This window comes from Rahnella sp. BCC 1045 (genome assembly GCF_019049615.1).
In the GTDB taxonomy this organism is placed as follows: domain Bacteria; phylum Pseudomonadota; class Gammaproteobacteria; order Enterobacterales; family Enterobacteriaceae; genus Rahnella; species Rahnella contaminans.
In genome coordinates, this window is record NZ_JAFMOZ010000115.1 from 1 (window position 1) to 21,724 (window position 21,724).

General features: G+C 52.9%; 14 protein-coding genes and 1 pseudogene. All 15 read right to left on the bottom strand.

Annotated elements, in window-relative coordinates:
• Nucleotides 1–865, bottom strand: a pseudogene (locus J1782_RS07840) (hypothetical protein); the annotation flags it as partial.
• A gap of 15 nt (nt 866–880) precedes the next feature.
• A complete protein-coding gene (locus J1782_RS07845) occupies nt 881–3,247 on the bottom strand; it encodes a type VI secretion system Vgr family protein (protein ID WP_217152821.1) in 2,367 nt (788 codons plus the stop codon).
• Nucleotides 3,248–3,878: 631 nt separating this feature from the next.
• A complete protein-coding gene (locus J1782_RS07850) occupies nt 3,879–5,504 on the bottom strand; it encodes an alpha,alpha-trehalase (protein ID WP_217152822.1) in 1,626 nt (541 codons plus the stop codon).
• Nucleotides 5,505–5,576: 72 nt separating this feature from the next.
• On the bottom strand, nt 5,577–6,983 hold the full coding sequence (otsA, locus tag J1782_RS07855) for an alpha,alpha-trehalose-phosphate synthase (RefSeq protein ID WP_152323918.1): 1,407 nt from the start codon (nt 6,981–6,983) through the stop codon (nt 5,577–5,579).
• Nucleotides 6,980–7,765, bottom strand: coding sequence for a trehalose-phosphatase (gene otsB / locus J1782_RS07860; RefSeq protein WP_371819752.1), 786 nt, complete (start codon nt 7,763–7,765; stop codon nt 6,980–6,982). The genes otsA and otsB overlap by 4 nt, the downstream gene beginning before the upstream one ends.
• Nucleotides 7,766–7,971: 206 nt before the next feature.
• Nucleotides 7,972–8,325: an SLOG family protein gene (locus J1782_RS07865; RefSeq protein WP_152323920.1), complete on the bottom strand. Its 354-nt coding sequence runs from the start codon at nt 8,323–8,325 to the stop codon at nt 7,972–7,974.
• Between the two features lie 30 nt (nt 8,326–8,355).
• The gene (locus J1782_RS07870) at nt 8,356–10,023 is read right to left on the bottom strand and encodes a Na/Pi cotransporter family protein (protein WP_217152824.1); all 1,668 of its coding nucleotides are present in this window, start codon (nt 10,021–10,023) and stop codon (nt 8,356–8,358) included.
• A 113-nt stretch (nt 10,024–10,136) separates the two neighbouring features.
• A complete protein-coding gene (mgtA, locus tag J1782_RS07875) occupies nt 10,137–12,842 on the bottom strand; it encodes a magnesium-translocating P-type ATPase (protein ID WP_217152825.1) in 2,706 nt (901 codons plus the stop codon).
• A gap of 319 nt (nt 12,843–13,161) precedes the next feature.
• The gene (locus tag J1782_RS07880) at nt 13,162–13,407 is read right to left on the bottom strand and encodes a hypothetical protein (RefSeq protein WP_152323923.1); all 246 of its coding nucleotides are present in this window, start codon (nt 13,405–13,407) and stop codon (nt 13,162–13,164) included.
• Between the two features lie 322 nt (nt 13,408–13,729).
• Nucleotides 13,730–14,950 (bottom strand): glycoside hydrolase family 5 protein, encoded by a 1,221-nt coding sequence (locus tag J1782_RS07885; protein WP_217152826.1) that lies wholly within the window; start codon nt 14,948–14,950, stop codon nt 13,730–13,732.
• 194 nt (nt 14,951–15,144) lie between these two features.
• Nucleotides 15,145–15,825 (bottom strand): oligogalacturonate-specific porin KdgM family protein, encoded by a 681-nt coding sequence (locus J1782_RS07890; protein ID WP_152323925.1) that lies wholly within the window; start codon nt 15,823–15,825, stop codon nt 15,145–15,147.
• Between the two features lie 66 nt (nt 15,826–15,891).
• Nucleotides 15,892–18,060 carry a right-handed parallel beta-helix repeat-containing protein gene (locus tag J1782_RS07895; protein WP_217152827.1) on the bottom strand — a complete coding sequence of 723 codons (2,169 nt, stop codon included), beginning with the start codon at nt 18,058–18,060 and terminating at the stop codon, nt 15,892–15,894.
• A gap of 86 nt (nt 18,061–18,146) precedes the next feature.
• Nucleotides 18,147–19,712 carry an MFS transporter gene (locus J1782_RS07900; RefSeq protein WP_217152828.1) on the bottom strand — a complete coding sequence of 522 codons (1,566 nt, stop codon included), beginning with the start codon at nt 19,710–19,712 and terminating at the stop codon, nt 18,147–18,149.
• Nucleotides 19,713–20,101: 389 nt separating this feature from the next.
• Nucleotides 20,102–21,082 carry a VirK/YbjX family protein gene (locus J1782_RS07905; protein ID WP_217152829.1) on the bottom strand — a complete coding sequence of 327 codons (981 nt, stop codon included), beginning with the start codon at nt 21,080–21,082 and terminating at the stop codon, nt 20,102–20,104.
• Nucleotides 21,083–21,277: 195 nt separating this feature from the next.
• Nucleotides 21,278–21,631, bottom strand: coding sequence for a helix-turn-helix domain-containing protein (locus J1782_RS07910; protein WP_217152830.1), 354 nt, complete (start codon nt 21,629–21,631; stop codon nt 21,278–21,280).
• Nucleotides 21,632–21,724 lie beyond the last annotated feature (93 nt).

Below are 21,724 nucleotides of genomic sequence, written 5' to 3' on the forward strand. Positions count from 1 at the left end.
CCTGGTCATAGGCATCTTCGAAATACCCCATGTGCCCGATTGCAGCACCGGCTTTGATGGGTAAAGGCGTATTCAGATTAACAACCTGATCGAACTTCATGGCATCGAGAACGGGCATTGGCTGCTCTAGTGGCTTCCACCATGCAGGTAATGCTACTTCTACAGGTTTGAGGTTTGACGATCCATGATCAGCAAGCACCCACAGCTGACTGCCTGCACTGGCATCCCAGTCCATACCCGTCACATCATCTTCCAGCGTGACCTGAGCATAATCACGCTTATTAAACGACCGTGTCGTTTTTCCATCCCAAATGACGCGGGTACCTTTAGGAAGAACGCCCGCACAGATTTCGTGAGATTCGTCTAAATAAGCCCTGAGCCCACTTTTCTCATTGATGAGAAAACGCGACGTGTTTGCTGACTGATATGCAGTCCAGGGGGCTAAATGCATATAGAGCGTGTAGAACGTCAGCTGGCTGGATTCGGTTTCTCCGGGCATCACTTTATGTTTGATCAACACAAATGACCCCGAGTAGCTAAGGGGACCAGTAAACCATGGGGCCTTCAGATAATCTTTGCAGATGCGATAAGCGACAACCTCTCCATCAGCCATACATATGAGCGCCTGTTCGCCGCGACCTTTAATACCCGTCCCCGGTTCATCGACATCATTACCCCGTAACGCACACCACGGCGTCGTCGCGCTGGAGATATGGATGCCACCGTGAAACAAGCTTGAGCGGCTGATGAGCCACTGACCCGAATGTTCGCCTCTCAGATGATTAAGAATGTCCTCGGCATGACTAAATGACGTTCCTTGTGCACTTTTAGGGATCGGAAATTTGATATTTGGAATGATTGACATAGCGAGTCCCTGCTATCAGCTTGAAAATGTTGTTCTGAATCCCGGTTTAGTTTCTTTAAGTTCTGACTTGTCGAAACTGAGTTTGTCGCTGCTCAGTGAGGCTCCGCCAATTTTTACCGTGTACGGCTGGCACTTCACGGTGAAGTCACCGGCACCGCCGTGTTCTATCTTATTAGGGGCAAGCGTCAGATAGGAACCACCGCCATTAAGGGTGATTTTCTTGGGTGATGTAATGATGATCTCGTCATCTGTACTGGTGATCGTCAGGCCTTGTTTGGCAATCAATTCCATTGCATCGTTTTGTGCCTGAATAACCACCTTGCCCTGATTCGCGATAAGCTTTATGCCCATCTTTTGTACAAAGGCGCTAAAAGCCTGTCCGGCACTGATACAGAGATTTTTAATGGCCCCGATATCTGCATTCTTGCCAGCATTGACCATCAGGTTTTGTGTTGCAGACAACTGAGTATGTTCTCCGCTTGTCAATGCTATGCCCTGTGGAGCACTCAGTAAAATAGCCGAACCTTGTAGCTGATTAAGCCGTGATTTAACAAAATCCAGTTGCGTATGAATATCGCTGGCAAGAGCCGTGGCCTGAACAGCTGCGTCGTTGAGCGCCTGCATTTCACTGTTGGCTTGGTTTATGTGGGAAATCGCCGGTTCCATATCGAGAACCTTTCCCTGTGCTTTTCCCTGCTCATCTGCCGTGATAAAGAGGCCTTTTCCGGCACGGATTGCCCCCCAGTCATCGGACCGGAGTTCAAATCCTTCGCCACGCTTATTTCTGGCACTATCGACAACATGGCCAAGGCTTAGCTGAGATTTTCCATACTCGGTGGCGAGCTTGATGTGTTCTTTGCTTCTTTCGTCATCTAGGCGCAACTTATTATTAGCCGGGGTGCGCAGAACATTACGCTTATTGTTTTCCTGAGTGACGTGGTCGACATGCGCTGAGTCATGCATGGCATAGGCAATGTATGGCCGGTCAACATGACCTTCATCAAACGCAATGCCGACTTCGCAACCTTCAATAAGCGGAAAGTGGAAGCCATAAACATCGCCACTATAGGGTTTTGCCAACCTCACCCACAGGCTTTCGTATCCGGTCTTCCAGTCGTCAAGGTCAAAATCAAATTTTACGCGGTAACGTCCAAACTCATCGAGGTGGGCATAAACGTCATCCGGGGTTACGCTCGTTACCCGGGCAGATAGAGTCCCTGAGATCCGTGGCCTTGGTTTCAGGGCAGGCCTGAATCCCACATTTTCGCTATAAGGAATGCCGCTGAAAGCAACGGCCAAGCTGCCTTTGCGGGAACCAGAGCTCGAAATGCTGGTTAATAAAATGCCATCGGCAAATGCAGCCGGGATGTCACCCTCGATTTCAAGCATCTGACCTGTTCTAAGTGCGACAGATGATGAACAGCCATGCAGGGAATTTTGCTTATTCAGTTCTCGTTCATGGGCAAGACGGGCATAGAATGCGCCGCTGTCTATTTCTGGTGAAGAGCCTGCGACACCAGATTTAAGGTAGTTGTCGGCATATTTGTATTGATCACCGTTCGTGATGTCACCCTCAGTGTGGATACTGGCGGTAGTTATCAGTGAATTATTGGCATCACGGTAGTTATAATCTTTTGTTTTCGTGGATGCAGATACGACCTGATGCGCGGTGCTTAACTGCCAGACGCATTCAACGGAGTTATCACTCAGGCCCGATTCAGGACGGACGGGAAGATGCGTATTAAACTCGTAAAATTGTTGGTCATCGCCAAAAAAAAGAACTTCTCGGTCGAGCTCGTCATTCATATCAAAACGGAGCCAAATCCCCTCTTCAGACAGTAAGCTCTGAATGAAGTCAAAATCAGTCTGGCCCCACTGGGTCACGAGCTCACGTTTCGGGTATTTGCCCTTCAGGTTAAAAGAGTATTCCCAACCTTCATAGCCATGCAGATATAGGACTTTCTCAATCACTTCAGGTATAGATTGCCCCTGATAAATTGCGCTTCGTCGTGAGTTTCTTAAAAGACTTAGATGAGGTTCAAGTGTTACAGCGTAATGTGACTCGTCCGCAGATGTTGAGAGATGTGCGAATTGAGTAATTACGCCATGTTGAGTGCGATGGATCTGAGGAGGAATGGGAACGAGAGAGTTTGGGAAAATAGGCGTTTTAAAAATAAAAGACGCATCTTTTAATAAAAGCGAATCTGGTGAGAGGGATTTATCAGAACAGGTGAATTCGATTTTATAGCAGTAGCCTTCGTTCAACATGTCAGTTGCTTCGAATTTGAAAATATCAAGCAACTGCGCCACCCCTTCTACAGAAAGAGCGTATCTGTTAATCGTTCCAAGTAAAGAGGCCTGTAAATCCATAGAATCAGCCATATTATCATTCCATTATAGCTACCGCACGTCCCGGACGATGTCAGGCACGAAAGTGAGCTCAGGGTGACAAAGCGATGGATGTAAAGAAGGGGCGAAATATGACGTGATGCAGAGGAATGACAGCAAATCCATTTCGCTTACTGGAAAACCCTTTCCATTCAATGCCACCTACAAATTGATTAGTCTGATGAATAATTGAGATATATTCTGTAGTTGAATAGAACGTTCATCATCAAGATGATGTTATAACAATATGCAGGGAAACGATCAACGGAATAATCAAGGCGCGAATGAGTTAAAATATAGGAATATCCACAATCAATTGCGATAAAATTCCTAAAAATAACCTGTAAAGTTTATGTGGTGGGGTTGATGTCAGTATTTTAGCGGAAGTTATTAGTAGAGTCAGAACTTATATTGAACATGTTGCGTCGGTGAATAGCCTTTCAAGGACATATTCTTATTTTCATGGTTATAAAACTATTGCCATAGTGTGGTATAAACCTTCGATTCGGTCATAAATGAGAAAATATATTAGCGCCGACTGCCACTAACGCGTCAGCCAGTCGGCAAGTATTTTCTGACTGCTTTTTTGGGTATTACTGCTCGTTAACCAGGGCGCGTCACACCTTTACTCGTAATTCTCGCCATACAGCCCGATCAGGCGGCGGACAACGCCGTTGGTCCAGCCGAAACCGTCCTGAAGCGGATATTCGCCGCCGCCCCCTTCGCGCGCGGCGCTGCCGGAAATGTGGTATTTCTCAATCAGCTTGTGATGTTTCTGATAAAACTGATTCACCGTTCGCAGCCAGCTGCGGGCGATTTCGTCGCCCAGCGCGTCATTGCCGTACAGCTTGAAGCCCTGGATCGCCATCCATTGCAGCGGTGCCCAGCCGTTCGGTTTGTCCCATTGTTCGCCGGTTTCAAACTCCGTGGCCAGCAAACCGCCGGAGGTCAGCAGCCGTTCGCGCACCATGGCGGCGACCCTTTCGGCCTGTCCGTGCGTCGCGAGCCCGACAAACAGCGGCACCACGCTGGCGGCAGAAAACAGCGCCAGTTGCTGACGATGCCAGTCGTAATCGCGGAAGCATCCGTCTTCGTCATCCCACAGATAGCGGGTAATGGCGTCGCGGCGGATCTCCGCTTTCTGCCGGAACAGCGCCTGCGTCTCCCGGTTGCCTTTCAGGCCGGAGATATTCGAAATTGCGTTTTCCAGTTTGTAGAGGAACGCGTTCAGGTCGACCGGAATGAATTGTGTGGTGCGGATACTCGCCAGTCTGTCCGGATCGCGCAGCCAGCGTGAGGAATAATCCCAGCCGGACGCCGCACCGGCGCGCAGATCACGGTAAACTTCATTAGCCGGGCGGCTGGAATGTTTCGCCGTCTCCACGTCTTCGCGCCACGATTCATCACGCGGCGTATCCCTGTCGTCCCAGTAGCGGTTCAGCAGCGTGCCGTCTGGCAGGCAAACCACGTGACGGTATGCCTGATTGGGCATCAGTGATTCCGCGCCGTCCATCCAGAATTCGTACTCTTTCAGCAGATGATCCAGATAACGCCGCGCACCGCGCACGCCGTCCTCCTCGAACAGTTCGACCATCAGGGCAAACACCGGCGGCTGTGAGCGGCTGAGATAATACGTCCTGTTGCCGTTGGGAATATGCCCGTACATCTCAATCATCCAGGCGAAGTTGTCTGCCATGGTGCGCAGCAAATCATTGCGGCCGCTTTCTGCCAGCCCCAGCATGGTGAAGTAAGAATCCCAGTAATAGGTTTCGCTGAAACGCCCGCCCGGCACGATATACGCCTGCGGCAGCGGCAACAGCGATGACCACGGCACATGGTCTTCCGGCTGGCGCGTCAGCACCGGCCAGAGTTTATCGATGTGCTCTTTCAGGGAGTCGCCCGGATCGCTGACGTATTCATCGCCGTGATGTGCCGGTAGCGAAAAGTGCGCATCAACAAAGCGTTGCAGATTAAAACCGGGATGATTTTTTATCCGGCGGTAGCGCAGCAGAATGTCCAGCGGATCCATTTTCGGCGGGCAGTCCGGGAAGGTTTTGCTGTCTTCAAACAGGTGCGAAGACTGCACGGCGGTAAACAGTTCCATGTAGCGATCCGCCGGGGTCAAAGCATCAGATGGCGGCAGGCCTTCGATCATTTCCGGTTCCGGTTCGGCATCCATCATCCGGTCCAGGATCAGCTCAATCGGTTCCAGGTCAGGGAATTCGTTGGTCTGTAATTTAGCGTTTTGCATATGCGACAAGCCTCTGCATTGCGTTAAAAATGACACAGCCCTTATTCAGGGCTGTGTTTAGAGAAGTTTTTCTCAGGCGACGGCGTTGTGCGCAACGTCGTGGGGAGAAATGGCCAGCAAATCCTGCAAATAGCTTTCACCCCAGTGCGTAATATCGTTTTTACGCAGTACTTCCATCATGTCGTTGTAGCGTTCACGGCGCTCTTCCAGCGGCATTGTCAGCGCCTTATCGAGCGCGGCGGCCACGTCATCACGGTCATACGGGTTGACAATCAGTGCCGCCGTCAGTTCATTCGCCGCACCGGCAAACTGCGACAACACCAGCACGCCGGGGTCTTGCGGATCCTGCGCCGCGACATACTCTTTCGCCACCAGATTCATGCCGTCGCGCAATGGTGTGACCAGCCCGACGTCGGTCAGGCGGAACAGTTTCATCAGCAAACTGCGCTGGAAATGCTGATTGAGATAGAACAGCGGCGTCTGGTTCAGGCTGCCGTATTTCCCGTTGATGCGTCCGACTTCGGTTTCAAGCTGATGACGCAAATCCTGATACGCCTGCACATCGCCGCGCGACGTCGGTGCTATTTGGGAATACCGCACTTTGCCGCGATGCTGAGGGAATTTCTCCAGCAGTGCCTCGAACGCCAGAAAACGCTCTGGCAGCCCCTTGGTGTAATCCAGACGTTCGCAGGAAATAATGTTTTTCGCCTCGCGCAGCTCGCGTTCCATTGCGGCCATTTTCGGCGGCAGCGGCCCTTCCGCCATTTTGCGGATGCTGTCTGGCGCAATGCTGATCGGATAAACCCCGGTCTGGAAGGTGTTGCCGAACGCCTGATGCAGACAGGTATCGGACGGCTGCAAAGTCGTCAGTTCGCCGAGATTATCCAGAAACGCCTGGCGGTCGCCTTCGGTCTGGAAGCCCAGCAAATCGAAATGCGACATCATCTCCAGCAGTTCGTTATGCGTCGGCACGGCATTAAAAATTTCGGGTGTAGGGAACGGAATATGCAGGAAAAAGCCGATGCGGTTTTTTACGCCAAGTTTGCGCAGCGCGGCGGCAAAAGGAAGCAAATGGTAGTCATGGATCCACAGAATATCGTCGGGTTTTATCAGTGGCTGCAATCTTCTCGCCAGCAGATCATTGACGCGGCAGTAGCCTTCCCAGGCTTCACGCTGGAAATCCACCAGGTCGATGCGGTAATGAAGCGCTGGCCAGAGTACGGCATTCGAAAACTGGCAGTAATACAGATCATAATCGTTTTGATTGAGCGGAACCGAGGCGTAGGTGATGCCATCCTCTTCCACCAGACTGAGATCATCTTCCTCTTCGCCGGAGATTTCACTGATTTCTCCGTTCCAGCCAAACCACAGCCCGGACGTGTTTTTCAGCGCATCCATAATACCGACGGCAAGCCCACCCGCGGATTTCGACCCGTCAGGAATAGCAATACGGTTAGATACGACAACCAGGCGGCTCATAGTGTTGTCTCCTTATTATTAGTGATGGTTAAGTGACGTTGTAACGCTTCCAGCCACTGATACACATCGCTGACGCGTCCCAGACGGTAGCGTGCATGGCTGGAACCCTCTCCGACTTTCACGGAAATACCCTTCATGGCATTGACGACCTGGAAGCCCTTTTCATCGGTCAGGTCATCGCCAACAAACACCGGAATACGCCCGGCGAACGGCACCTGCTGCATAAACGTCGTGATTGCGGAGCCTTTATCGTTGCCGCGCGGCTTAATTTCCGCCACGCATTTTCCGCGCTGAAGCATCAGGTCGGGATACGCAGCGACTGCCGATTCGGCCAGTTGCAGAACCTGCTGCTGAAAAGCCGGTGCCTGACGATAATGCAGGGCAAACGCCATGCCTTTGGCTTCAAGAAGCGTTCCCGGCATTTCGGCCATTCCCTTTTCAAGCTGCTTTTGCAAGGCAAGCGCCACATCCTCAGGCAACGTCACGCGGTGCAGATTCCCTGCGGCGTCGCGCAGTTCGGCGCCATGCACGCCCGCAGCCGGTAACCGGAGCGGCGCGGAAAGCTGGTCAAGCTGTTCAACCGGACGCCCGGAGATCAGCGCCAGTGCGCCTGAAGTGGCCGCAGCCAGCGTTTTCAGGTTATCGCGAACGGAAGCGGGAATGGAGACGTCGTCCGGCTCGGCGCAGATTTCGGCGAGCGTGCCGTCAACATCAAAAAAGAAAGCATATTTCCCGCCACTGAGGGCGGGGATCGGGGGCGTCTCTGTGGTGGCATCCTTCAGTTCTGTGGTCAATTTTATTCTCCTGTATACGTAGCCGGTTGCGCTGAATCGTTGTCACTGTTAACAGAAACAGCGCGGCGCAACCTCTCTACAATTGAATAAATATAACCTCTTATAAAGCATTTGCCGGGACTATCAGAATAATCCAGAAACCGGTTTCCCGAACATTGGGAAAAAATTGCGCGCCTGCTCCGGTGTTTTTGACGTTACAGATACTGTTCAATTTCAATCACTTTAATTCCTTTGCTTTTCGCCAGCCCGATGCAATCGGCGGTATCCTCTCCGCCAGAAAATGCCAGCATAATATCCGGGCGGCTGTCTTCTAACATGAAAATATTCCGGCGGATTTCTGCATATTTACCGTGCGCCGCCCAGTTGGCGGGATAGCGCACGATATGAACGCCCGCATCCCGCGCCCAGCGCTCGATTGCGCCGCCGGAGGACTGATGCCCGCCGTGGATCAGTACATGGATATTTTGCGATTGCGAATATAAATCCAGCACCCGCGTCAGTGTACTGATACCCGCATAAAACCGGCCTGAACAAATAAGCACTCTCATAAAACTTTCCTGTTGTTTTTATTATGGGATTTACACGTCTGCGTTATTTTCAACCCTGGCCCGTAATTCATCTCCGCGCCGGTCAATAACCGGATAAGCCACGGCGGCAATATGATGATGTACGCGCCGGTAATCGCGTAACACACGCTGGAAAATATCGCCGGATTCCGCCCACGCATTTTTATCATCGCGCAGCTTTTTAAAATGCTCACGGCTGGCGGTGGCTTCAATCTGGCGAATCACCTCTTTTCGCGCCACCAGCTGATGCGCGGCGCCGTGGTCTTCGCCCAGAAATGCGGTCACGGCCAGACGCTGGCTGGTGAGGATTTCCGTATGCAGCAGCGCAATATTGTTGCGCTCAAACTCACTGAACGTCTCGCCGCGCCGCGTCCTGCGGGCAGCCAGTTCCGCCAGGCTGCTGGAGAGAATGTCACCCGCATGTTCGACGTTAATCACAAACATTAAAATTTCCTGAGCACGGTCGGCATCGGCGTCGCTCAGCCCGTCGTGCGCCAGATCGGCCAGATACGCCCGGATCGCCGCACTCAGCATATCCAGAGAGTGATCCAGCTGACGTATTTCCGTGCGGCTGCCCTTCTCCGGGGTCTGAAACAGCACCTGCAACCGGTCGAGCATTATGTTGAGCATGTCGGCTGCGCGCAGGGATTCACGCACGGAATTGGATAAACCGATGTACGCGATATCCAGCCCGGTTGCGTCGAGGTACACGGGCATACCCGGATCACCGGCACGCGCCTCTTCCGGGAAAAGCCGCTCAAGCAGGCGGGCGACCGGCGCGGTCAGGCCGATAAATACCAGCGCCAGCACGGCGCTGAACGCGGTATGAAACCACACCACCAGCTGCGGCAGGGTCAGCGCTAAGTGGTCTGCAAGGCGTGCCAGCAGAGGCATTAGGGCCAGTGCTGCCACGCAACCGGCGCAGCGGATCAGCAGATTGCCCACGGGCAGACGGCGGGCGACAGCTTTGCCGGCATTCAGCACCGGCGGCAGCGCACCACCGATGTTCGCGCCGAGCACCAACACCATGGCGGTTACCGGCGTCATGACGCCCGTCGCTGCCAGAGAGGCGATCAGCAAAATCACCGCCACGCTCGAATGGCAAACTAACGTGAGGATCACCGCCACGGACAGCGCGATCAGCGTATCGCCCTGTAACCCGGACATCACGGCGCGGAATACCGGCGTGGATTCGATGTGTCCGAGCGTTGCGCCCAGCAGGCTCAGCGCCAGCAGCATCAGCCCGAGGCCAATCATCGCGCAACCGGCGCTTTCAAAGCCGGTATGGTCGCGCATTTTAAAGACGATAAATCCGCTCAGCATCAGCAACGGCACCGCGATCGCGGTGTTGAAACTCATCAGCTGAACCACCAGCGTCGAACCGACGTTGGCACCGAGCATCACGGCCAGTGCAGGCGCGAGGCTCAGCGTTCCGGCGGCGGTAAACGAGGTGGCCATCAGGCTGACCGCGGTGCTGCTTTGCAACAGGCAGGTAATGCCCGCGCCGGACAGCAACGCCATCCCGCGATGTTTAAGATGACGCCCCATCCAGTGGCGTAACGGTGTCCCGAATCCGCGTTGCAGCGCGGAGGAAATCATGTGGGAACCCCACAGCAGCAGGGCAATTGCGCCTGCCATGTTGATCAGTAAGGTGGTGCCAGATTGGGTTGTTGCAAACATAATCGCTCCCCTTTTTCAGGGTTGTCATTGTGAAGCGTGGTGCTATTTTCAGTCTTAAAACGGTGCCGCAAAACGCTGCGGCACCGGTCAGGTTTTAATGAAAAATCAGGACATCAGAACCACTGTTTAAAACGACGGATGTAGAACGTTTTCATGCCCTGTGCGACGCAGCAGTAGGCCAGCAGCGTACCGGCCAGCCACGGGAAGTATTGCCACGGCAGCGCCTGTAACCCGACGATCGGCCCCAGCGGAGAGAACGGCACGTAGATACCCACGGCCATCACCAGCCCGGTCATCAGCATCACCGGCCACGCCGCCGTGCTCTGGATGAACGGGATTTTCTGGGTACGCAGCATATGCACCACCAGCGTCTGGGACAGCAGCCCTTCCACAAACCAGCCGGACTGGAACAGCGTGTGCATATGTTCACTGTTGGCGCTGAACACGTACCACATCAGGGCAAACGTCGTCATGTCGAAAATGGACGATGTCGGGCCAATCCACACCATGAAACGGCCAATGTTTTTGGCATCCCATTTACGCGGTTTTTTCAGGAACTCCTTGTCAATTTTGTCCCAGGGCAGCGCCAGCTGGGAGATGTCGTACATCAGGTTTTGCAGCAACAGCTGAATCGCCAGCATTGGCAGGAACGGGATAAACGCACTGGCAACCAGGACGGAAAACACGTTGCCGAAGTTGGAACTGGCGGTCATGTTCAGGTATTTCATGATATTCCCGAACGTCTCGCGCCCTTTCAGCACGCCCTCTTCCAGCACCATCAGGCTTTTTTCCAGCAGGATAATATCGGCAGATTCTTTGGCAATATCCGTACCGCTGTCGACGGAAATCCCGACGTCCGCATCACGCAATGCCGGTGCATCGTTGATACCGTCACCGAGGAATCCGACCGTGTGGCCGTTGGCCTGCAACGCTTTCAGCACCCGCGATTTTTGCAGCGGCGTCAGTTTTGCAAACACCGTGCGCTCTTCCACCAGCTCACGAAGCGTGGCGTCATCGAGGCGTTCAATCTGCGGCCCGAGCAGCGGTTCACCCGGTTCTAATCCCACCTGATGACAGATGCGGCTGGTCACGACGGCGTTATCACCGGTCAGCACTTTTACGCCCACACCGATATCACTCAGGGCCGAAATGGCCGGGCCGGCAGATTCTTTCGGCGGATCAAGGAAGGTCAGGAACCCTTGCAGGATCAGGTCGTGCTCATCGGTTGTGCCGTACTGTTTTTTCGCCTCACTTTTGCGGATGTCGCGGGTCGCCACCACCAGCACGCGGAACCCTTCCTGGTTGTAGTCATTCGCCAGCGCCAGCAGTGCCTCACGGCGTGCCGGAGTCAGTTCCACCACCGCGCCGTTTTCCTGCATGTGGGTGGAAATACTCAGCATCTCTTCTACCGCACCTTTACAGATCAGCAGATGATTTTCCTTCGCATCCTTCACCACAATCGACAGACGGCGGCGGACGAAATCGAACGGCATTTCATCCACTTTGCTGTAACCCTGAGGCCTCGTGAATGGTGAAACACCATTCTCGGAGAAGTGCAGAACCGCCTGGTCCATCAGGTTTTTGATGCCGCTCTGGTGATAACTGTTCAGCCACGCCAGCGCCAGCACGGATTCGTCTTTTGCTCCTTTTGTGTCGATGTGGTGCTCAAGAATGATTTTGTCCTGCGTCAGCGTGCCGGTTTTATCGGTACACAGAATGTCCATCGCGCCGAGGTTCTGAATGGCGTTCAGACGTTTGACGACCACTTTGCGTTTTGCCATCGCCATCGCGCCCTTCGCCAGATTGGCGCTGACGATCATTGGCAGCATTTCCGGCGTCAGCCCGACGGCGACCGCGACGGCAAACAGCAGCGCGTCCCACCATTCGCCTTTCATGATACCGTTGATCAGGAAGACCACCGGTACCATCACCAGCATGAAGCGGATCAGTAGCCCGCTGACGCTGTTCACGCCGCGATCAAACGCCGTCTGCACGCGGGTGCCGACAATGGCTTTCGCCAGCGAGCCAAAATACGTTCTTGCCCCGGTCGCCACGACAACGGCCTGCGCCGTGCCGCTGACTACGTTGGTGCCCATGAAACAAATGTTGGGAATATCCAGCAGGTTTTCATTTTCCGCACTCACGTCGCTGGCCGATTTTTGCGCCACGTCGCCCAGCGTGTCGTACTTTTCAACCGGCAACGCTTCACCGGTCAGCACGGCCTGGCTGATGAACAGATCCCGCGATTCAATCAGACGGACATCCGCCGGGATCATATCGCCCGCATAAAGCTGCACGATGTCGCCGACGACCAGTTCGCGCATCGGGATTTCACGCAGCGAACCGGCTTTTCCCATGCGGTCACGGCGCAGCACCGTGGCCGTGGTTCTGACCATGGCTTTCAGCGCTTCAGCCGATTTCGCCGAGCGATATTCCTGCCAGAAACGGACAAGCCCGCTCAGCACCACCATCGTGCCGATGATGTAAACCCCGGTAAGATCGGTTTCTTCTCCGGCGCGCAGCGGGAACCAGAAATCGGTGAAGAAGCTGATGACGGCCAGCACAGCTAACACATAGATGAACGGGTTGTTAAAGGCTTTCACCATCTGAATCAGCGCGTGAGGCGGCTTGTCGTGGGCGACTTCGTTGTAACCTTCTTTCTCCAGACGTGTGGCGGCACTGGCTTCCGTCAGGCCGTCGCGTGTGGCGTTAACATTAATCAGCGTAACCGCGACGCCGTTTTTCGCTTCCTGCGCGGCACGCATGGAGAGCGTCTGTTGTTTCTTTTTTTCTTGTGTGGTGTTGTTTTGTACAGTCATGGTGGTGCTCCTGTCGCGCAACAATAGGGGCGTAATATCTGTAAGCCTTATTTCAGGCCGCAGAATATTGCCCGTATCGTCGAAACGATCGGTATTTTCATTTATTTTATGCAGGGCTGTTCGCTGTTTATTTTAAGATAAACAGAACAAGCCTTATTGTGTGTCTATTATTTCTGCTTCAGGTTTCGCCGGGCGGAATTATTCTCTGAAATAACTTAGTCGAACCCGTTCAACGGAATTAAATCAGCGATATTCCTGCCGGAAAACGATCAGGCAGTAATAAGGACGAGATCCAGCGCGGGATAAACCACGGGCTAAATCAGGCGGGGGAAAACCGACTTTGAGGTTCTTCGCTGTCAGCCATGATGCAACGCTGTTCGAGCTGGCCGGTCACAGGACTGACGCGCCAGGTGGTCACGCGAAGATTCATGTTACTGATTTTAGAAGAAAAAATGGAATGCGAGTCTTTGCCGCGCGCAGACAGAACCCTGTCTCGGGACGGACGGACACGCAGAAGTGATGTCAGGGTTTTGACATCGGGATAAAGGATTGATTTGAAGTTCATAACACACCCCGGGACCGTAAACACTCAGGTTGAGGTGAGGTAACACAAGAGCATCAGGCTCTGGCGAGGCGCACCCAAACGATGAAATGATCACAGTCGATTTCATGTTTAATATTCCGAAGCGCCGGTTCAGCGTCATTCGGGAAGCTACTAGATACAGTGTCCATTAGTCTCTTATGTTAAGTGAGGAAAGGCCGCAACTTCCGGCAGGTGCAATTTACGCATGCTGTATATTATTGTCAACCCGTAAACCGCTATTAAAAGTTTTCGTTTATATTTGGGCGAGGTTACGGCGAAATATAAACGAACATTAACAACCTTATTATTTCGTCGATGGCAGACTTTCTGCCAGCCTGCGGCTGATCGGTTCGAACTCCGGCGTTGCGCGGCGTTTCAGATTGTCTGGTTTATTTTGTTCAATCGCCTGCCAGTATGACCACGGGACTTTGCCTTTACCCAGTTCGTAATCCATCGCGTCCCAGCTGTCTTCGCGAAAACTGTAAAACGCCCAGTGCGCCTGATTTTTATCGAGCACGGAAAGAACGTCATTCAGATACTGGCGGCAATCGTTCAGCATCCTCACGCAACCAAACTCACCGGCGACCATGCGGCTGGCAGAAATGCCCCGCTGTTTAGCCCAGTCGAAAGGTTGCTGAAGATAATCCGCCACGCGTTTTGCATCCCATCTTTCAGGCTTCCCGCTGAAAGGAACGTCGCCCGGATACGTAAAAGGCCGGTCGCGTTTGTGATTGGGTCCGCTGGTGGCTTCATACGGTTCATACATGTGGAAACTGTACAGCACGCGCGCATCTTTGAGCGGCTCCGGCCAGTAACCGAAACTGTCAGCGGCAGCGTACCAGCCGCTGTCCACCATCACCGGTGTGACCGGATCCACCTCGCGAATGGCCTGAATCAGCAGGGTATAAAACGCCGGTAAATCACGCGCGGTACCCTGATGCTGCTGATACCAGCGCTGCATATCGGCCTGTGACGCATGTTCCTTCACCCCGCCATTTTTCTCCGGGGCAGGTTCGTTGATGAGATTATAGGCCGCTACGCCGGGCGTATCTTTCAGCGCCCTGGCAAGGTCACGCCAGAAATCCGCGCTCTGCTGCCAGTATTTTTTATCCTGCCAAAGCCGCCCGTCAAATTTGTTGCCGTTGTTCTGCGACCAGCGCATCCCCGGCAGCGACAGCGGCGTGATCACCACTTTCAGCCCGGCGGCGTGTGCACGTTTGAGCGCAGCTTTCAACGTGTCCAGATCTTCCGGCACCAGCCCCTGATAATGGTCGGCGTCTCCCAGCAGGAAATCACGCTGTGCGGGTTTCCATTTGTCGTAAGACAGGCGCACCCAGCTTGCGCCATAGCCCCGCAACGCCGAAAAATACGCGTCGTCCGGCGGCAGGCGGTTGAAACTGTTGCCGCCATATTCAGGCGTATTCCAGAAAGCGATTTCATCGGCGGCGCGGGCTGGGGTTGAAACCAGGATGCTGAGTAACAAGGCAGCTAAGGACAGTTTTGCAGGTTTAATTTTCAGGGTCATAAATTCCGTTTCATCAGTCAGTTTTTTGATCCGTAGTGACGTCATCATCTACGTGAATGCGACACACTAGCGAAATCATGGCAAAACCGCATGCTCCCTAACCGGAAATTTGAACGGGCGCACGGAGTGAAACGAAAAATGCCGGTCAGCGCAAACTGACCGGCGGCATATTCAGGCATTAATTCGGGTATTTATCAGAATGAATATTGAATCCCTAAACGGAAACGCGTCTGACGTTCATCGGTGGTTTTTCTGACAGAAACATCACCGACCTGAACATACGGTGTCCAGTTTTTATTGATATTGTAAGCGACCTTCAGATCCTGCTCATAATCCCATTTATCATTGTCATATAAAATCTGGTCGCTGTGCTTATAAATATAGTTATATTCAAATCGCCAGTCGGCAAGACGATATCCCAGCCAGATTTCACCGCGGTTGGTTTTACGGTCTTCGGTATTTTCTTTGGTATAACGGGTATATTCGTAACGATAGCGCGCATTAAAGTAAATGCCGCTGTCGAAGGTATATCCGGCAGTTAGAAACGGTTTGTAGATGCTGCTGTCAGAACTGGATTCGAGCGTAAATCCCGGTTGCAGGAAGAATGCTGGCGTCACTTTATACTGATAGCTGATGGTGCTTTCAGTGCCGTTATCCACCAGATTATTAAAGGGTTTGTTCGGATTGTCACCGCCGGATTTCCACTTGGCTTCCAGTGAGAAACCGAAGCCATTGGCGAACCGGTGTGAGACTAACGCCCTGTCTTTATGTTGTTTACTGTCATCGAGCCATTCATGGCGAAGGTCGATCGTCACGGCCTGGCTGCTGGCGCTGGCCAGCAGCAGACCGCAGATCAGCAGTCTGTTATTTTTCATTTTTAAAGTCCCAGAGATATTGAGTTTTTTATTTTATAAGTAATGCTTGTTATTCATTACGCCGCTTTATTTTTGTTTCAAAAAGTCAGCGTAATTAAATCCGCCGTCAGAAAAACGGGTAACCGGATCCGGCAGCCTGAGAGAAATAAACTCTCCCGGCGTAATTTCTTTACTCAGCGTATTCACGCTTTTGTTATTCAGATAAAAATAATTACTCTCATCGATATTACCGCTGACAGAATCGTCATATTTGCCCGGCGTGGTGCGCACCGATATGTTGTCTTTGAATACGCCCTGCTTATCCGCGGTGGTGTACGGCGACGGACGGAACAGGAAATTGAAGCGTTTGTTGTCCACTGCGCGGTTGCCTTCCACGTAAAGCGCGCCGGGGTTGAAGTTGTCGGTGAAGCCGTCCATTCCGTTTTCCACCGCCACGCTGTTCAGCACGCGGTGCGCCACCGGCAGGCCTTCTCCGCCGAGCTTAAATCCGTTACTGCCGTTGTGAACCGACAAGCTGTTTTCGATCGTGACGCTGCCGTTCGGGCCGTCCTCGATTTTATTGAACAGGTCGAATCCGTCATCCACGTTGTCATGTGAATAGCAGTTCACCAGCCGGTTGCCCTCGCCCACGCGCATTTTCACTGCAAAACCGTCGGCATTTTTACGCCCCGGATCCTGATTTCCCCAGGATTCAGAATTGCTGATGAGGTTATGGCTGGCCCACAACGCCCGACCAATGCCGTCCGGCGAAGCCACCCAGATGCCGGTATCGTCGGCATGATGGGCTTTAACGCGGTCAATATGATTATGACTTCCGGCAATATGAAAACTTTTCTGCGTGACGGTAATGCCCTGCACGTTCCAGAAACTGGCCTCGAGTTTTAATCCGTTAAACACCGCATTTTCGCCCAGCGGACGCAGCGTTTTCTGTTTTGCCAGAGTGCCGCTGGCGGTGGCCGGGATCAAACTGGCCGGATAGTCACCGTCCGCCAGCCACAGGGTTCCGCCTGGCGCTAACAGATTCACCGCGCTGGCGAAATCCAGCGGATGCGCCTGCGAACCGTCGTTTTCAGCCGTTCCCTGCGGCGAGACATAAAGTGCATCAGGATTGCTGACCAGCGCCATACGAACCGCAAATTCCTGCGTCAGCGGTTTTCCGTTTTCCGGCGTAAACGTCACTTTCAGTGTGGTGGAAGGCTGCCCTGCGTGGAACGGCACGACAACCACTTTGCCGCCCTGAACGGTTTTCTGCCGTAAAAGCGGTTTATTCGCTTCATCTATCTGCAACTGCCCGTCGCCGTTGGTGCGCAGCTGAAATACGCTGTCGCGGCGCGCGACGACCGGCGAGGACATGAATTCAATGCGCGGTTTCAGTGACGGTGTCACGTAAGCCGCCGAAGGCAAGGAATGCGCTTCGCTGAGTGTCAGCTTAGCGTGACTGACCGTGATCCTGGCATTGCGAGAAGCGAAGAAACCGACGTAATACCCGGTTTTATCGAGCTGTGTGACCCGGTCTGCGCCTTCAACGGATTTTACCGTCCACTGGTCGCTGCCCTGTGGCGCATAGGCGACATCAAAACCGCGGTCTGTTCGCGTCAGCCGCAGTGAGAAATGTGCGGGCGTGGTCAGCGGATGGTATTCCTCGCGCACAATGCCGATCCCGGTATTTCCCCACGGCTGTTTGACGCCCTGCCGTGCAATCAGTACCACGACCGGCGGTTTATCGCCCACTGCCATCACGCTGTTCATCACCATATTTGAGGCTGCCGGTAACTCCTCAATGCCCGGTTTGGTGACGGGCTCGCGCGGTGCGCCGAGAATGTCGCGCACCAGTAATCCCGCACCTTCCTGACCCGCCGGTTTTGCGCCGTTTTCCGGGCCAAACTGATCGAGCGTGATATCGGCTTCCAGCTGGAAATTCGACCCGGCGGGCAGACGCGTATAAAAATAGGTCAGGCCGTCGTGGCTGTTCCCCACTTTTCCGCCGCGACTTTCCAGTGTGAACGGCGTGGTCAGCGGAACACCCGTTTCGGGAACGGGCTTGTTATCCGCCAGACGTACTTCGTTCATGCCGATTTTTTCCGGCAATACGTTGGTGGCGAAATTGACGTCTGTGGACTGACCAAAAGTGATGCTGTGCCAGCGCAGATTTCCCGGTTCAGGCAATGCGGCGGCTACGCTGTGTGCGCTGATCCCGAAGGAGAGCGCGACCACAGCCAGTTTGTATTCCCACATAGATTTTCTCATCCTTAAAAAATACGGGGTTGCTGGCCGGTTATCCCGGCCAGCCGGTGAGTTCAAAATACAGGGTGACGCTGAGATTACGGCTGTTGCGTGGTGCCGGTCAGCGGTTTAGGCACGTCCACACTGACGGCGGGCGTGTTGAAAATTTTGCGGCACACAGCGCTGTTGCCCCAGCATTCCTCATACGGATGGCCGATCAGATCTTCCATGACCGCACGTGCGTCTGGCTTGATATGGCCGATGGCGCCACCCGCTTTGATACGCGCCACTTCGCCGAGCACCACCAGATGCGTTTTACGGTTCAGTTTCATTTGTTTACTGAACACCATCGCCATCAGCGCAAGGCCAATTACGCCAATGCAGAACACCAGCGCAATCGCCATCACCGCGCTTTCGGGCTGGGTATGTGATTTGGACTGGAAGCCGTAGAAGCTCAGGATGGCGCCCATCACAAACACAATCACCGAGCGCATCAGCTTGCCGGAGAAGGTCATCGCACCCGCGTAGATCCCTTCGCGACGACGGCCGGTAAAGGCTTCATCCACATCGGCCAGGAAGGTGTATACCGTCCACGGAATGTAGTAAACGCCGCCGGTGCCGATACCGAAAATCACGGTAATGGTCAGCATCGCCACGGTCGCGTACTGCTGCGGCAGGTGCAGGAAATGCAGCAGGCTGTAGCAAAGGACGGAGAACACCACAATTCCCAGCGCCAGAATATAAGGCTTGCTGAAACCGTGTTTCACACAGATACCGATGAAAATCGCGGTAGAGAACAGTTGCAGTATAGAGTTCAGGCTGCTCAGCCCGGCGACCATGGACGGGTCATATTGCAGCACGAAAATGATGAAGTAGGTAAAGACCGACGCGAACAGCCATTCCGCACCAAATCCGCACAGATACATGCCCAGATGTTTACGGAATACGCGCAGGTGGAACGTCGATTTCATATCACGCACCAGCGTCAGCATGGTTTTGCCGAGGCTCATTTTGGTGTCGTCAACCGGCGTAGTCTCTTCCACCGGGCGTTCCCAGGAAGACAAATACAGCAGGCCGATGGCAACGAACAGGATCACCCCATACGTCAGCGCCGTGAAGAAGAATGGCTGCGCGGAGTCTTTGCCGTAAATCAGGATGAACTGGCCGGGAATGAAAGCCGCAAGGAAGTTTGCCACTTTACCGAAAATCGCCTTGTAGCCGGTCAGTTTCGAACGGGCTGAAAAGTCGGTGGTCATTTCAGTGGCGAGCGTTTCATAAGGCACCATGACCGAGGTATAAATCAGCTCGAACAGCACGTACGTAGACAGGTAATACCAGAATCCGAAGCCTTCGACCCACAGGAGCGGATAGAACATCATCAGCGGTACGCCGAGCAAAATGAAGAAACGGCGGCGGCCAAAGCGTTTGCCGAGGCGCGTTTTACCAAAGTTATCCGAGAGGTAACCCATCAGCGGGTTACTGATGGCGTCAATAATGCTGGCAACCGAGAAGATGGCTGAAGCCTGAAGCAGCGTCAGGCCGCAAAAGGTGGTGTAGAAATAAAGCAGCCAGATCCCGGCAATCGCCAGTGCCCCGCTGCCCAGCAGATTTCCACCGCCATACGCCAGCTGATGTTTAAATAAAATGGGTTTTTCTGTGTTCATGTGTCGTTCCGCCAGAGAGTTTATAAATATGAACCGCTGTTTCGTTTTTATAGAGATAGCGTTTTATATAGGCGGAATGAATGAATTGATGTGAATCAGTTCACATTTGAAAGCGCGGCGGGTGATTTGTCAGGCAATTTTGCGATACGTGTAACATTCCCGTCCATCAAAACATCACAATTCACGAGAACGTTCATTTTGCATTAGTTTGGAGTGGAATGGTTTGCTGACTATTATTAATTAAAATCAGGACGTTATCTGGGGAAAAATCTGAGGATTTCTTTTCACCTTAAAGTGAAAGGTCATGCATGAAAGGAATAAAACAGGCCAGTCCCTGGCCATATTGCCTGCTACAGCGGGTCATTCTGATTCATAAATCGCCCGGAAAATCAGGCTTTCAGCAGTGACGCTGTGCTTTCACCGAGTTCATCCAGCAAGGTATAGCGTTTACGGTATTCGGAACGTTTTTTGCTCGGGAGTTCTTCCATGGTTTTGCGGGGCAGTTCGAGCGGAACGTCATATAACGCGGATGAATACACCGTCGCGCTGATGGAATCCCAGAATTCGTTATAGCTGGCGACAAACACATTTTTCTTCCGGTGACGATAACGCAGGCTGCGGAAAACATGTCCGGTATCGCTGACGGCAAGAATGCGTTTCACACCGGTAATTTCTGCAATGCGTTGCAGGCTTTCGAGTAACAGACGTTTTGGAAACAGTCCGTAGCAGGATTTGGTCGCCTGTTTAATCACTTCATGCGGCGTTGAACGGTGCGCGCCCTGGAAACCGCCTACCACGATCGTCGGCCCTTCCGGGCGTTGCACCACACTGAACGTCAGTGCCGCAAGGCGGGTTTCATTCATGTACAGGAACATGTTGGCTTCACCTTCACGTTCTGATTTGCCGATGGAACCCAGCACAACACGGAAACTTTCGCCGTCTTTGCCTGTAAATTGCGTGACGGTGTAACCGCCAACGCTCAGCAAAGCATTTTTTAGCGTCGTATTGCTGAGGGTTTTAACAAATTCGTAGTGATCGACCAGCGCATCCGCACGCCCGGCGGACGGCAAACCGAGATACAGATAGGGCTTGTGAATTTTGTTGGGCAATTTTGTCTGTACGCTCAGCGCTTCCTGCCAGACCGGCTCTGCGGCCATCTTGTCGAGCACCTTCAATGTATCCAGCGGGTGCAACAAGGTTCGTACGGCGTATTTCACGCGAAACATGCGGTTTTTCCACAACGCATCCGGGGTACGCGCGCCACTCAGAAGATCCATAAACAGACTGAATCCACTGGTTTTTTTAATGTTTTTTCCAGCGGAGTAACTTCCACTGAGGGATTCTGTTTCGTTAAGGGGTGAGTGTTCCATGATTGATTTCCGGTGCCTGAAATAATCACGGTATCACCTGATTTTTAAACAATTTTACAACGTGGATTTAAAGAAGACTGGGGGTTTGGGAATATGTGCTGACCGTTTAGCTGCGGTTTACTTTACGCTTTCTTTACACAGCAACCCGCTTTTTCTGCACATTCATCGGTTAGGAAACATGACGCGATTAATCCGTCAGTTCAGCCGGTCAGTGCTGTGGACGTTTCCCCACTCGCACATCATGTCTAAAACCGGGATCAGCGACTGGCCTCTTTCAGAAAGGCTGTATTCCACTTTGGGCGGAATTTGTGGATATTCCTTTCTGATGATCAAACCGTCGCTCTCCATCTCTTTCAGTGTGAGGCTGAGCGTTCTGAATGAGATTCTGCCCAGACGGCGTTTTAGCTCATTGAAACGCACCACAGGCGTAGCCCCGGTCAGCGAGTAAAGGATGATCATTTTATATTTCCCGCTGACCAGCGAAAGCGTGTAAGCGAACCCTGTTTCTTCCTGAAGCTCGCAGGAAATAGCGACCGCTTCTTCATTCATTACGCTATCCTTTTGTATAGTACCTATCATAAGTGACAGTATTGTACTTTAAATTAAAGCTCCCTATGATGCAAACATCAAGCAGACGCTGAA

Bases quoted from the DNA above. Each gene is read 5' to 3' on its own strand.
- otsA (WP_152323918.1), bottom strand. From the start codon at position 6,983: ATGAGCCGCCTGGTTGTCGTATCTAACCGTATTGCTATTCCTGACGGG.
- J1782_RS07850 (WP_217152822.1), bottom strand. From the start codon at position 5,504: ATGCAAAACGCTAAATTACAGACCAACGAATTCCCTGACCTGGAACCG.
- J1782_RS07900 (WP_217152828.1), bottom strand. From the start codon at position 19,712: ATGAACACAGAAAAACCCATTTTATTTAAACATCAGCTGGCGTATGGC.
- J1782_RS07865 (WP_152323920.1), bottom strand. From the start codon at position 8,325: ATGAGAGTGCTTATTTGTTCAGGCCGGTTTTATGCGGGTATCAGTACA.
- J1782_RS07910 (WP_217152830.1), bottom strand. From the start codon at position 21,631: ATGAATGAAGAAGCGGTCGCTATTTCCTGCGAGCTTCAGGAAGAAACA.
- J1782_RS07880 (WP_152323923.1), bottom strand. From the start codon at position 13,407: ATGAACTTCAAATCAATCCTTTATCCCGATGTCAAAACCCTGACATCA.
- J1782_RS07895 (WP_217152827.1), bottom strand. From the start codon at position 18,060: ATGTGGGAATACAAACTGGCTGTGGTCGCGCTCTCCTTCGGGATCAGC.
- J1782_RS07845 (WP_217152821.1), bottom strand. From the start codon at position 3,247: ATGGCTGATTCTATGGATTTACAGGCCTCTTTACTTGGAACGATTAAC.
- J1782_RS07905 (WP_217152829.1), bottom strand. From the start codon at position 21,082: ATGGAACACTCACCCCTTAACGAAACAGAATCCCTCAGTGGAAGTTAC.
- J1782_RS07870 (WP_217152824.1), bottom strand. From the start codon at position 10,023: ATGTTTGCAACAACCCAATCTGGCACCACCTTACTGATCAACATGGCA.
- J1782_RS07885 (WP_217152826.1), bottom strand. From the start codon at position 14,950: ATGACCCTGAAAATTAAACCTGCAAAACTGTCCTTAGCTGCCTTGTTA.
- J1782_RS07890 (WP_152323925.1), bottom strand. From the start codon at position 15,825: ATGAAAAATAACAGACTGCTGATCTGCGGTCTGCTGCTGGCCAGCGCC.
- mgtA (WP_217152825.1), bottom strand. From the start codon at position 12,842: ATGACTGTACAAAACAACACCACACAAGAAAAAAAGAAACAACAGACG.